The 13273-nt window shown below is 66.8% G+C and carries 12 protein-coding genes; 5 read left to right on the forward strand and 7 right to left on the reverse strand.

Features of this window, described 5'->3' with window-relative positions:
* Complete coding sequence (locus AB431_RS23705; protein WP_047331995.1) at positions 1-2289, forward strand: CoA transferase; 2289 nt, start codon at positions 1-3, stop codon at positions 2287-2289.
* On the opposite strand, the gene AB431_RS23710 is transcribed toward AB431_RS23705, so the two are convergent.
* Genes AB431_RS23710 through arcA form a run of 4 tightly spaced genes read right to left on the reverse strand, consistent with a single transcriptional unit; the run spans position 2229 to position 8189 of the window.
* Positions 2229-3800, reverse strand: a complete 1572-nt coding sequence (locus AB431_RS23710) for an NAD(P)/FAD-dependent oxidoreductase (RefSeq protein ID WP_082135788.1) — start codon at positions 3798-3800, stop codon at positions 2229-2231. The genes AB431_RS23705 and AB431_RS23710 overlap by 61 nt on opposite strands.
* Positions 3794-5536 (reverse strand): NAD(P)/FAD-dependent oxidoreductase, encoded by a 1743-nt coding sequence (locus AB431_RS23715; RefSeq protein WP_235435745.1) that lies wholly within the window; start codon positions 5534-5536, stop codon positions 3794-3796. The genes AB431_RS23710 and AB431_RS23715 overlap by 7 nt, the downstream gene beginning before the upstream one ends.
* Complete coding sequence (locus tag AB431_RS23720; RefSeq protein ID WP_369802945.1) at positions 5533-6987, reverse strand: aldehyde dehydrogenase; 1455 nt, start codon at positions 6985-6987, stop codon at positions 5533-5535. The genes AB431_RS23715 and AB431_RS23720 overlap by 4 nt, the downstream gene beginning before the upstream one ends.
* A complete protein-coding gene (arcA, locus tag AB431_RS23725) occupies positions 6984-8189 on the reverse strand; it encodes an arginine deiminase (RefSeq protein WP_047331997.1) in 1206 nt (401 codons plus the stop codon). The genes AB431_RS23720 and arcA overlap by 4 nt, the downstream gene beginning before the upstream one ends.
* Positions 8190-8235: 46 nt before the next feature.
* On the opposite strand from arcA, the gene soxR reads away from it, so the two are divergent.
* Together soxR and AB431_RS23735 are read left to right on the forward strand one after the other, a co-directional pair.
* Positions 8236-8667, forward strand: coding sequence for a redox-sensitive transcriptional activator SoxR (soxR, locus tag AB431_RS23730; RefSeq protein ID WP_047331998.1), 432 nt, complete (start codon positions 8236-8238; stop codon positions 8665-8667).
* Positions 8668-8711: 44 nt separating this feature from the next.
* Positions 8712-9308, forward strand: coding sequence for an alpha-ketoglutarate-dependent dioxygenase AlkB (locus tag AB431_RS23735; RefSeq protein WP_200902666.1), 597 nt, complete (start codon positions 8712-8714; stop codon positions 9306-9308).
* Between the two features lie 2 nt (positions 9309-9310).
* Here AB431_RS23735 and AB431_RS23740 read toward each other — a convergent pair whose 3' ends face one another.
* Positions 9311-9970: a DUF5642 family protein gene (locus AB431_RS23740; protein ID WP_047332000.1), complete on the reverse strand. Its 660-nt coding sequence runs from the start codon at positions 9968-9970 to the stop codon at positions 9311-9313.
* A 19-nt stretch (positions 9971-9989) separates the two neighbouring features.
* Positions 9990-10673 (reverse strand): DUF5642 family protein, encoded by a 684-nt coding sequence (locus AB431_RS23745; protein ID WP_082135954.1) that lies wholly within the window; start codon positions 10671-10673, stop codon positions 9990-9992.
* A gap of 63 nt (positions 10674-10736) precedes the next feature.
* Here AB431_RS23745 and AB431_RS23750 point away from each other — a divergent pair, with 63 nt between their 5' ends.
* On the forward strand, positions 10737-11699 hold the full coding sequence (locus AB431_RS23750) for a linear amide C-N hydrolase (RefSeq protein ID WP_052960482.1): 963 nt from the start codon (positions 10737-10739) through the stop codon (positions 11697-11699).
* On the opposite strand, the gene AB431_RS23755 is transcribed toward AB431_RS23750, so the two are convergent.
* Positions 11696-12172: a TspO/MBR family protein gene (locus AB431_RS23755; RefSeq protein WP_047333748.1), complete on the reverse strand. Its 477-nt coding sequence runs from the start codon at positions 12170-12172 to the stop codon at positions 11696-11698. The genes AB431_RS23750 and AB431_RS23755 overlap by 4 nt on opposite strands.
* A 371-nt stretch (positions 12173-12543) precedes the next feature.
* On the opposite strand from AB431_RS23755, the gene AB431_RS23760 reads away from it, so the two are divergent.
* A complete protein-coding gene (locus AB431_RS23760) occupies positions 12544-13251 on the forward strand; it encodes an LpqN/LpqT family lipoprotein (protein ID WP_047332002.1) in 708 nt (235 codons plus the stop codon).
* The last annotated feature ends 22 nt before the right edge of the window (positions 13252-13273 follow it).

Here is a 13273-nt window from a genome sequence, read left to right on the forward strand (position 1 = left end):
ATGACCTCTCCCCTGTCTGGCATCCGGGTGCTCGAAATCGGTGACCGGATCGCCACCGCGTATTGCGGCAAGTTGTTGCGCGACGCCGGTGCCGACGTGGTGATGGTCGAACCAACAGCCGGGCACCGGCTGAGGCGATACCGCACGGCGGGGATCCCAGCCGCCGATGGTGACAGCCCGTTCTTTTCGTTCCTGGCCGGCGGCAAGCGCAGCATCGTCGTGCCCGCCATCACCACCGAGCTTGTGGAGTCCGCCGACATCGTCATCCTCGGTGCCACACCCCAGCAGGCCGCGGAGATGGGTGCGAGCATCGACGAGATCGCCGGCTGCACAACGCCGGTGGTCACGATGTCGGATTTCGGCTGGGCCGGGCCGTGGACCGAGCTGCCGGCCACCGAATTCACCTTGCAGGCCTGGTGCGGCTCCACCGGCTCGCGCGGCGAGCCGGACCGCCCGCCGATCTCGGTCGGGGGCGACCTGGGCGAGTTCATCGCAGGCAGCTACGCCGCGTTCTTCGCACTCGCCGCCCACCGGGGCGGCAACGGCTTCGACATGTCGGTGCTGGAGGCAATGACCACCTCGATGCAGGTGTTCTCCTGGCTGCGTAGGGAATTGATGCTGCTCGAGGTCGTCGGCCGGTCCACCGAGGTGCCGTCGGTGGAGCGCGCCAAGGACGGCTACGTCGGCATCTCGATGGCCACCGGCCAGCAGTGGCAGGACTTCTGCGCGATGGTCGAATGCCCCGATCTGGCCGACGTTCCGGAGCTGCGGTTCCAGGTCGGCCGGTGGGAACAGCGTGATCTCATCCGGGCGCGCACCGCGGACTGGTTCGCCACACATACCGTCGCGGAGATCGTCGAGCTCGCCGAGCTTTTCCGGATTCCGATGGCGGCGATCGGCAACGGTGAAACCCTCGCAGCCATGGATCATTTCATTGCCCGCAAGTCGTTCGTCGACCATCCTGGGGGGTTCCGGGCGCCGGGCCCGCCGTGGCGGATGAGCCTCACCCCGCCGCTGCCGCCGGCACTACCGCCCAGCATCGGTGGCGACACTGCCGACTGGGCGCCTGGTGCCAAATCCAGCCGCACGGGTCTGCCTCTCGAGGGTGTCCGCATCGTCGACCTGACGGCATTCTGGGCCGGCCCGGCCGCCACCCACCTGCTGGCCATGCTGGGCGCCGACGTGGTCAAGATCGAATCGGTGCAACGCCCGGACGGGATGCGTTTCGCCGGCGGCTTCCGCGCGGACGTCGAACGCTGGTGGGAATACAGCTGGGTCTTTCACGGGGTGAACTCCGGCAAGCGTTCGGTCACCCTGGACCTGGAATCCGCCGATGGCAGAGCACTTTTCGGTCGCATGGTGGCCGAGGCCGACGTTGTGATCGAGAACTTCACCCCCAGGGTGATGGAGAACTTCGAGTTGGGTTACGAGGCGCTGCGCGAATTCAACGAGCAGATCATCGAGGTCCGCATGCCCGGCTTCGGACTCGACGGCCCATGGCGTGATCGGGTTGGGTTCGCGATGACGATGGAGCAGCTCGCCGGACTGGCCTGGATCACCGGCTACCCAGACGGACTGCCGACCGCGCCGCGCGGTGCGTGTGATCCGCTGGCCGGTGTGCACGCCGCGTTCCTCACGCTTGCCGCGCTGGAACACCGGCGCCGCACCGGGCACGGCCAGTTGATCGAAGTGCCGATGATCGACGTGGTGCTCAACGCCAGTGCCCTGCAGATCATCGAGCGGGATGCCGCCGGCGTCTTGCTGACGCGGCGGGGCAACCGCGGACACGAGTTCGCCGTCCAGAACGTCTACGCATGTTCCGGCGACGACCAGTGGGTGGCTGTCAGCATTCGGCACGACGCCGATTGGGGGGCACTCAAAGAGGTTCTCGGCCAACCGGTCTGGGCGCACGATCTCGCGTATACCGCAGAGGCGGGTGATCTGATCGACGGCCACCTGGCCGAGTGGTTCAAAGACCGAGCCCTCGACTCCGCCGTCCGCGCGCTCCTCGGCGCAGGCATCCCCGCCGCGCCCGTTCTGCAACCGCCCGACGTGATCGACAACCCGGCGCTGCGGGCCCGTGGCTTCTTCCAGACAGTGTCCCACCCGCTGTGCGGACCACTGCCCTACCCGCGGCCGCCGGTCGTCGGCCGGTTCGTCGACAGCCCCGCCCCCTTACTGGGAGAGCACAACGCGCAAGTGTTCGCAGGCGAGCTGGGCCTGACGGATCACGAGCTGGCCCGTCTGGAATCCGACGACGTGATCGGGTCCTGGCCACTGGGATTGTGACCGTCCTCGCGGTGAATCCAGTCGCCGGGCTTCAATCGCCAGGTGCGGCGGGCGTAGTCGATCTCGGTATACGGCCACTGCGTGACGATGCGACCGCTCGGCGAGCGGAAGTAGCTGCCGCACTGCGTCCACACCGTCTGTTCGAGTTCGGCGGAGATCTCCTCGTTGAACCGGCGCTCGGCGTCGGGGTGCACCTCGAGCGTGCCGCCCTTGCGGCGAAGCCGCCCGACCGCATCGGCGGCCAAGCGGGCGCCGGCCTCCAGGATGTAGACGATCGAATTGCCGCCCTGATTGGTGTTGGGACCGTACAACATCAGCAGGTTCGGAAAGCCGCTGACCGCCACGCCGAGGTAGGCGCTGGGGTCCTCGCCCCACCGGTCGTGCAGCGACTGCCCGCCGGCGCCGATCACCTCGATATCCGAGAGGTAGCGGTTGGTCTGGAAACCCGTGGCCAGCACGATGATGTCGACGCCGGTCGACGACGTGGGGGTGCACACCGCGTCCTCGGTGATCGTTTCGATGGGCTCGGTCACCAGCGACACGTTGTCCTGCTGCAGCGCAGCGTAGTAGTCACCGCCGAGCAGCACTCGCTTGCAACGGAACGGGTAATTCGGGGTCAACGCCACGCGGAGCTGCTCGTCGTGGACTTTGCGGCGAAGGAACTCTTCGGCGATATTCTGCCGTCCCGCCACCCGCGGGTCGTCGAGCCGCAGCGCGGTGTTGTCGTGCTGCTCCTTCCACAGCCGCCACCGCTCGCGGCGCCCGGCCCAGGGAATGCGGCGGAACCGGTCGAGTTCGTCGGCTCTGAACGCGCGGTCGTCCTTGGGTACCATCCACGGCGGCGTGCGCTGGAAGACCGTCACGTGGGCCGCATCCTTGGCCAATTCCGGAACAACCTGCACCGCGCTGGCCCCCGTGCCGATGACTGCCACCCGGCGCCCTGTCACATCCGCGCTCGGATCCCACCGCGAGGTGTGCATGATCGACCCGCCGAAATCCGCCAGTCCGTCGATCTCGGGCAGCTTGGGCTCCCCGAACAAGCCGACCGCGCTGATCACCACATCGGCCGAGAACGCGAAACCCTCTCCTGCGCTGACGGATTCGAGATCGAGATCCCACTGCTGTGCGCCTTCGTTCCAACGCATGCTGCGCACCGCGGTACCGGTCAGCAGGTGCCGTCTCAGGTCGAAGTCGTCGGCCACCGACTCGAGGTAAGCCAGAATCTCCGGCTGCCGGGCGTAGGTACGGCTCCAGTTCCGGTTGGGTGCGAAGGAGAACGAATAGAGATGGCTCTGGATGTCGCACGCCGCGCCAGGATAGGTGTTCAACCGCCAGGTTCCGCCGACACCGTCACAACGTTCGATGATCGCCAGATCGTCGACGCCGATGCGCCGCAACGCAACCGCGGCGGCCAGGCCACCGAACCCGGCACCGATGATGGCAACCCGCGGCGAGCGCCGCCGCACGGCCGCCCGTAGACGCCCCGCCAGGTAGTGGCTATTCATCAGCATCCGCCGGTCCCGATGTCGAGACCGTCGAGCGTGCCGTCCTCCCGCCAGGCCGCGAGGATGTCGGCGTATTCGGTGGGCGTGCCGTAGAAGAAGCTGCCCTGCCGGGTGGTGGCGTTGGCCTGCCCTTCCCGGTTGTAGTACCCCGGGGTACAGGTCCGGGCGCGGTCTGCGGTACCGGCGGACCTGCCCACCACGATGTCCACCCAGCCGTCCTCGGCAGCCGTCGTCGATTCGAAGCGGGTCACGCCGCGGTCCAGCGCCTGGGCGACGATCCACGCGACGTGCGTTGCCTGCACGTCGAGCAGGTAGGGAAAGTTCACCGTAAAGCCCGACTGCGCAATGCTTTCTACGAAGAGGTTGGGGAATCCGGCAACCATGAGGCCGTGCAGGGTACGGACTCCGTCACGCCATTTCTCGGTCAGGGAGAGCCCTTCGCGGCCGAGGACCTCGAACCCGGTGCGCCGCGCGTATTCGGTGCCCACCTCAAAGCCCGTGGCGAAGATCAGGCAGTCGAGCTGGTGCTCGACACCGTCGACGACGACACCGCGATCGGTGATGCATTCCACGCCGCGGCCATGGGTGTCCACCAGAGACACGTTGGGGCGGTTGAACGTCGCCAGATAGTCGTCATGGAAGCACGGCCGCTTGCAGAAGTAGCCGTACCACGGTTTGAGTGCCTCGGCGGTGTCCGGATCGGCCACGATCGCGTCGACGCGGGCGCGGACCTCCTCCATCTTCGCGAAGTCGGCCAGCTCGCCGTCCCGCATGACCAGCAGGGTCTTGACGATACTGGTCCAGGCGTCGGCCACCAGGTCCTCGTCGGCCTCTCCGCCCGCGGTGAGCTGCTGGAAGTTCTCGATGCGGCGACGCTGCCAGCCGGGAGTCAGTCCAGCGGCCCACTCGGCATCGGTCGGCCGGTTGGCGCGGACGTCGACGGAGGACGGGGTGCGCTGGAACACCGACAAATGCGCAGCGGCTCGCGCCACGTGGGGCACGCACTGGACCGCGGTCGCACCCGTGCCGATGATGCCGATCCGCTTGTCGGCCAACAGTTCCAGATCTTGTCCGGTGTAGGCGTAGTCCCACCGGCTGGTGTGGAAGGTATGGCCGGCGAAGGACGTGATGCCGGGGATTCCGGGCAGCTTCGGCTTCTGCAGATAGCCGTTGGCCATCGAGACGAACCGGGCGCGGATCGCATCGCCCCGGTCGGTCTCCACGATCCATCGGCAGAGCCGCTCGTCCCAGCGGATCTGTCGAACCTCGGTGTGCAGGCACGCATTCCGATAGAGGTCGTAGTACTCGGCAATACGCCGGCAGTGCGCGAAGATCTCCGGACCCTTGGCGTATTTCTCGGTCGGCAGGTAACCGGTCTCCTCCAACAGCGGCATGTAGACGTAGGACTCGACGTCACAGGCGATGCCGGGGTATCGATTCCAGTACCAGGTGCCGCCCACGTCGGCGGCCTTGTCGATCAGCCGGATATCGGCCACGCCGAGTTCGCGCAGCCGCGCCCCGGTCAGCAGCCCACCGAATCCGGCACCGATGATCGCGACGTCGACCTCATCGGTCAACGGCGCGCGGGCGGCGGGCTCACCGGACCACGGGTCGCTCGCGAACCCGGCGAATTCACCGGCAACCTCGACGTATTGACCGATGCCGTCGGAGCGCAGCCGGATCTCGCGCTCGTGCGCATAGCGGGCACGCAGCGCATCGGGATCGAACGGCAGATGAGTCACGCGATATCCACCGCGCTGGCGATCACTTTGGTCTCGAGATATTCCTCGAAGCCGGCCAGCCCCATCTCCCGGCCGTTGCCCGACTGCTTGTAGCCCCCGAAGGGGATGTCGGCCGAATACCACACTCCCCCATTGACGCTGACGGTTCCGGTCCGCAACCGCGCAGCGATCCGGGCCGAGCGATCGGCATCGGAACTCCACACCGCCGCGGACAGCCCGTAGGGCGAGTCATTGGCGATCGCCACCGCGTCGTCGTCACCGTCATGGGCGAGCACCACCAGGACCGGTCCGAATATTTCCTCGCGGGCCACCCGGGCGGAATTGTCCAGGCCCCGGACGACGGTGGGCGCGATGAAATATCCGCGGTCCAGTCCCGCGGGACGGCCCCCACCACAGGCGAACGATCCGCCCTCTGCCACCGCCAGATCCAGATAGTCCTGCACCCGGTCACGCTGAAGAGCGGAGATGAGCGGGCCGCACACAGTCGCGGGATCGGTCGGGTCACCCACCGCGATGGCGGCCATCGCGTCGGCGGTCGCCTCGACGGCCTCGTCGTATCGGTTGCGCGGCACCAGCAGCCGGGTGGTGAACGCACAGCCCTGGCCGGCATGGCGGGCGACGGCGAGTGCCGCTACCCCACAGGCGCGGCCCAGGTCGGCGTCGTCGAGCACGACGAACGCCGACTTGCCGCCGAGCTCGAGAAAGACCTTGGTGATGGTCTTTGCGGCGCCGGCCATCACTGCCGCACCGGTGGCCGTCGACCCGGTGAACGACACCACGTCGACCCGGGCGTCCTCGCTGAGCCGTGCACCCAGGAGGCGATCGCTGGAGGTGACGATGTTGACGACGCCGGGTGGAAAGTCGGTGTGCTCGGCAATGATCCGTCCGACGTGAGCCGCGCACCACGGGGTCTCCGGAGCGGGCTTGAGGACCACGGTGTTCCCGGCCGCCAGCGCCGGCCCGAGCTTGGCGAGGTTGATCTGGTGCGGAAAGTTGAACGGCGTGATCGCACCCACGACTCCGTACGGCTCACGCACCAGCGCGCGGTGCGTCGCGATACCCATCGGGGACGCCACACCCAGATCGGTTCTCCACGAATAGCCTTCAGCGGTGTCCGCGGGGAATGCCAGGTCATTGACCGGACCTTCGAGATGCGAGCCATGGGTGAACGTCACCGGGGCACCCACCTCGGCGACGGTGATCTCGCGCAGTGCCTCTATCTCGGCAGTAAGGGCCGCACGCAACTGACGCAGGCAGTGCACACGCAGCGCCACATCGCGCGACCATTCGCCGCAATCGAAAGCGGTGCGCGCGGCACTGATCGCCCGGTCCATGTCCGCGGCGTCGGCGTCGGCGGCCGACCCGATCCGATCCTCGGTGGCCGGGTTGACCGTGTCGAACGTGCCTGCGCCGCCGGTGACCAGCTTCCCGTCGATCAGCAGATCGGTCACAGCGGGTCCCGCGCCACCGGACACGACATACACCGAGGGCCTCCGCGCCCGGTGCCGAGCTCGGAGGCGGCGATCGGCAACACTTCGATGCCGGAATCCTGCAGCCGGGCATTGGTTTCGGTGTTGCGCTCGTAGGCGACGACGACACCGGGAGCTACTGCCAGCGTGTTGTTGCCGTCGTCCCATTGCTCGCGCTCCGCGGTCACCGGGTCCAGCCCGGTGTCGATGACGCGCAGAGCCGTTCCCATGGCGTCGGCGGCGGCCTTCACGAACGGCACCTCGTCGAGGATCTTCACCCCGTCGGGCGTGCGCTTGATCGTGAACGCCGACAGCGAGTCACTGATCGCCGGATACATCACCAGCGCATCGACATCGACCATCGTGCAGACGGTGTCCAGGTGCATCTGGGCCCGTTCCTGGGCGATCGGGACGGCCAGCACCGTATGCGCGAGGCCATCGTCGAACAGGCTGCGCGCCAACGCCTCCGCGCCGGCCGGGGTGGTGCGCTCCCCGACCCCGACCGCCACCACACCGGGCGAAAGCAGGAGCACGTCGCCACCTTCCACCGGGGCGGTGTGCGACTCATACGCACGCCGCACACCGAGGAAGCGGGGGTGGTGGGCGTAGATCAGATCGGTCAGCGACGTTTCGCGCATGCGCGCCGGCAACGCCAGCGAGGTGATGGCCACCCGCGGGCCGATCCAGAACGACGAATCGCGGGTGAACAGCAGGTTGGGCAGCGGCTCGATGACGAAGTCCCCGCCGTGATGCATGAGCCGCACCAGTGACGTGTCGGACGTTGCGCCCGAGGGCAATTCGGTGAAGGTCATCCCCGCCATCAGCACGTGCGCCAGCGGCGCGGGCTCCAGACTCCGCAGATACGCCGAAAGTTCCTGCGCCAGAGGCAATCCCAGGCGGCGCGCATCGACCGCCGCGGAGATACCCTGCATTCTGGCGGCCCCGCTGTTCAGCGCCTCGGTCAGCAGGTCGGACAGCAACAGCACTTCCACACCGCGCGAGCGCAGCAGATCGGCGAACGCGTCGTGTTCCTGTTGGGCCCGCGCCACCCATGGCAGCCCGTCGAACAGCAGTTTGTCATTGTTGCGCGGCGTCAACCTCTGCAGCTCGGCGCCGGGGCGGTGCAGGATGACGACCCGCAGCGTCCCGACCTCGCTGTTGGAGCCAAGTGCGGCGGCAGTCACAAATAGCACCGTAACAACACTCAGGCACCTCAACTATCGTCGTCGTGTGACCGAGCAGGAACTGACGCCCGGCGAGCTCGCGGCGCGGGCCGGAGTGGCGATCTCGGCACTGCACTTCTACGAGCGCGAAGGCCTGATCAGCAGCCGTCGCACCTCGGGCAACCAGCGGCGCTACCCCCGCGAGACCCTGCGCCGGGTGGCTTTCATCCGGATGTCCCAGCGCCTCGGGATTCCCCTGGCCAGGGTCCGCGACGCGCTGTCGTCACTGCCTGCCGACCGGGTGCCCACCAGCCGGGATTGGGCCCGGCTGTCCGCGGGGTGGCGCGAGGATCTCGACGAGCGGATCGGGCACCTGCAGCGGCTGCGCGACAATCTCGCCGACTGCATCGGCTGCGGTTGCCTGAGCCTGCGCAGTTGTGCACTCTCCAATCCGGAAGACGTCCTCGCCGGCCAAGGACCCGGGGCGGCCAAGCTTTAGTTCGAAGCTTCAGGCTCGAACAGATGTGCGATATCCTCGAGCCTGTGTCTGTGTCGGTTCAGGGCGCGCTGTTCGAACACAGTGAACGCCGCGAGCTCGGTGCCGGCGCATGGATCGACATGCGCTCGGCGTGGGTCGAGGATGCCGACGCGCTGTTCGAAACCCTTTCCACCAACGTCGCCTGGCGCGCCGAGCGGCGGCAGATGTACGACCGGGTCCTCGACGTCCCACGCCTGGTCAGCTTCCACGACCTGACCTCCGAACCCGCGCCGCACCCCGCCATCACCAGGCTGCGCCGTCGCCTCAATGACATCTATGCCGGTGAACTGGGCGAACCGTTCACCAGCGCCGGCCTGTGCCTGTATCGCGACGGCGCCGACAGCGTGGCGTGGCACGGCGACACCATTGGCCGCAGCAGTACCGAAGACACCATGGTGGCGATCGTCAGCCTGGGCGCGACCCGGGTGTTCGCGCTCCGGCCGCGCGGCGGCGGGCAGTCGCTGCGGCTGCCCCAACGGCACGGCGACCTTCTGGTGATGGGTGGGTCCTGTCAACGGACCTGGGAGCACGCGGTTCCCAAGACCGCGCTGCTGAAGGGTCCGCGGATCAGCATTCAGTTTCGCCCGCGCGACGTGCGCTGAGCTCAGCCACGAATGGCGTTGACGCCGGCAACCAGAAGATCGCCGGCTCGCCGGGTGTTCACCGGCACCACCGGTTTGTCGGGCAGCACCAGCGGGTTGGCGCTCACGATGACCTGATAGACGCCGAAGTGGGCGGAATAGTTGTACGTCTCGCCCGTGCGGGTCTGGTTGTTGACCACAGCCTGCAGCACCCGGTGGACGCCGACGGTCTGGGCACCGTCGATCGTGGGCGACTCGACCGACTCCACCAGACCCCGCATCGCAGCACCGCTGAAGGTGACCTTCCGGCAGTCGGGCCCCGGTTCCGTCACCGGCACCGCCGAGTTGGTTTCGACGGCGATCACGATGAAACGGTTTCCCTCGCCTTCGGCCGACACCGCGGCCATGTTGCCCTGCGTGCCCTGCGGCACGAGCTGTCCCGTCGCGTATTTCGCACAGGACGGCGGATCAAAGGTCAGCCCGTCGGGCAGTTTCTGGCCGGCCAGCAATTGGGGGTCGATTCCGGTCTTGGCGACCTCGGAGACCGTGAAGTCGGGACCGAAGCCCGACTTCACCGTCGTCACCTTTGCGATGTCGGCTTTCGGCTCGGCAGGTGGGCCCGACGAGCATGCGGCGAGCAGTCCGGCGAACAGAACTGCGACGACTGCGCCGGGTTTCAACATCGTGGTCAATGTACCCGTTTCAGCCGCGCAGGGCTGAGACCGTCGCGACCAGAAGGTCGCCGACGGAACGGGAATCCAGTGGCGGATGCGGTGATCCAGGATCGGTGATCAGCGTGACGAACACGACGTGGCCGTCAAGGTAGGCCTGCGCGGTGATGGCCCGGCCGTCGGTTTCGGTGCCGGATTCGACGACGGTGCGCGTGCTCGCTGTCATAGCGACGGTCTGGACGCCTTCGATGGCGGGCGCCGGGGACATGGTGACGTCACCGGTGGTGTGCGCGAACGTCATCGTCCACCCGGCGCATTCGCCGATGACGGCATCACTGGGTGCCGGCTGAGCGCCAACCGCGACGACGACGTAGATGGTCCCGCCGGGCCCTGACGCCGAGTAACCGCGTGCACCGGGATCGGTGGGTGCCGGGTCGGCCAGTGCCGCGCAGTTCGGCGGGGCCGCCGTCCACCCGGATCCGAAGCCCCATAGGCCCGCCGCGCTCAACGGCCCGGCGACGTCGGCGATCTCGTAGCCGGCCGGCAACGATGCCCGGACACGTTTGATGTTGGCCGGGCTGACCGAGCCCGCGCGGGGCGATGCGCTCGAGGAAGACGACGCCGGTGCCGGAGTGCTCCGCACCGCGCACGCAGCCGGCCCGACTCCCGTCGTCAGGCTCAGTGCCGTCGTCAGGCAGACGATGAGCTGCCGCACGCGCCCTTGATACCACTGATCGTTTGCCCGATGCGCGAGGCTGGCGGACATAACCTGTCAGGCATGTGTACTCGCGTTCTGTGGAACACCAATGATCTCGCTGTCCTCAGCGGGCGCTCGATGGACTGGCCGGAGTCGACGCAGCCGTTGATCGTCGGGTTTCCCCGCGGACGCGACCGTGACGGGAGCCGTCCGACCGGGATTGTCGACGATCCGAATCCGCTTCGCTGGACCAGCCGCTACGCCAGCCTGGTGACGACCGTCTACGGATTGGGCACGGTGGACGGCCTCAATGAGGCGGGTCTTGCCGGCCACGGGTTGTATCTGAACGAAACGGACTTCGGCCGGCGGGATACCTCGAAATGTGGCGTGCAGGCCGGGTTGTGGCTGCAGTACCTGCTGGATCAAGCCGACACCGTCGCCGAGGCGCTTCGCCTGATGGAGTCCGTTCAGTTGGTGAAGGTCTCGGCGCACGGACGCGACGCCAACCTGCACGTCGCCCTCGAGGACGCCGGCGGCGACTCGGCCGTGATCGAGTTCGCTGCAGGCAGCGCGGTGGTCCACCACGGTCGCGAGTTCACGTTGATGACCAACGATCCCACCTACGACGAGCAGTTGAAGCTGCTTTCACTGCAGGACTTTTCGCATCCAAGCCGAGATATGCCGTTGCCCGGGAACGTCAACCCGATCGATCGTTTCCAGCGGGCCGCCTACTACTCCGCGCTGTTGCCCGAACCGGGTTCCCAGCGGGAGGCGATCGCGGGCGTGATGGCGATCATGCGCAACGTGTCGGTTCCGTTCGGCGCGCCGTACGGCGAGTTCGGGATCTACAACACCGAATACCGAACGGTGACCGACGTGACCAACCGGTGGTACTTCTTCGAACTGACCACCAGCCCCAACGTCATCTGGGTCGAGATGGACCGGTTGAAGCTCGACAACGGGCCGGTGGCCGTCGATCCCTACGACGGATCGCTGGTCGGCGATATCGCCGATCGATTCGCTCCGCGTGAGATGGCGTTCTAACGGTTGAGGCGCCAGATGTCGGTCGACATCAGCGTCGCGAAGGAGCACCACAGCGGGTACGGCGCGAGCGCCGCACCGAGCTTGGGATCCGCTGCGGCAGATCGGCGCGCCAAATCGGCGCTGCTGACCGCGAGTGCACCCGCCACCACGGCCGACGGGCCGAGCTTGTGAGCCTTGAAGAACAGCCAGCTCCAACTCGCATTGAGCACCAGGTTGGCGCCCAGCGCGCCGATGTAGGCCCGCGCCTTGGCTTCCTCGCCGTTGCCCCACAATTTGTCGATCGTCGCAGCCGACGTCACCGCGATATCGGCATACAGCGTGGTCCACGCGATGGGAAAGACCGCATTCGGCGGAACGTAGCGCGGTTTACGAAGCCGGGGATACCACGTTTCGACACCACGACGGCTGGCGATGCTTCCGGTCACAGCCGCTGCGGCGGTGGCCAATGAGGTTGCGACGATGGACTTTCCCATGGCCGCCAACTTACCCATGCGCAATATCTGCAAACGTCTGCCGCGCCCGGCCGTCACATAGTGGTCAGAACCAATGCTCGACGAAATCTGGCAACTGACCCACCACCGGACGTCCCATCCTCGGGATCGGAGGCGGCGGTCGCCGCCACACGCCACGACCGTGGTCCCTGCGTTGTGGTTCAACCCCTCGACCACCCTGCACCTTCGCGTTTTCGCGGCCCTAAACGATGGCGTGGCCATTTAATGGGTCTCCTGGCAAAAAATGGTTTCGCAAACATTCATGTGATTTCGCTGTGAAGGGCACTAAGCTGCTCAATCGAATTTGGTTGGGCGCTGACAACAGCGCGCCACAACATAAGGAGACTCGTTCGATGAACAAAATGACGGCGGTAGCCACGGCGGGCCTGGCCGCCGTTTCATTGAGTTTCGCGCTCGTGGGTTGCGGGTCGGACAGCAAAAACGACAGCAAGACGTCCACGTCAACGTCGACGTCCACCGCGACGTCTTCGTCGAAAAGCACTGAGGCATCGACCAGTCCGACGCAAGCCGCCGGCAAGAACAAGACCATTCAGGATTACCTGAAGGAGAACCAGATCACCGAATCGCCGGTCAAGCGCGGCGATCCCGGTGCACCGAACATCGATCTGGCGATGCCGCCGGGGTGGTCGGACGCCGGGCAGCAGACGCCCGACTGGGCCTACGGGGCGATTGTCTTCGACACCCCGCAGGACAAGAACGATCCGCCGAGCATCATCGCGATCGTCTCCAAGCTGACCGGCAATGTCGATCCGCAGAAGGTTCTCGAATTCGCGCCGGGTGAGTTGCAGAACCTGCCCGGTTGGACGGGGCTCGGCGACGGAGCCAACAAGAGCACTCTGAGCGGTTTCGATGCCGTTCAGCTCGGCGGCAACTACACCAAGGATGGCAAGAAGCGGATCATCGCGCAGAAGACCGTCGTCATCCCCGGGCAGGACGGCCTCTACGTCCTGCAGATGAACGCCGACGCACTGGACGGCCAGGAAGGCCCGCTCATGGACGCGACCAACGTCATCGACGAGAAGACCACGATCACTCCCTGACCGTTGTCGTGAGGCGGCTGCC

The organism is Mycobacterium sp. EPa45, from assembly GCF_001021385.1.
Classification (GTDB): domain Bacteria; phylum Actinomycetota; class Actinomycetes; order Mycobacteriales; family Mycobacteriaceae; genus Mycobacterium.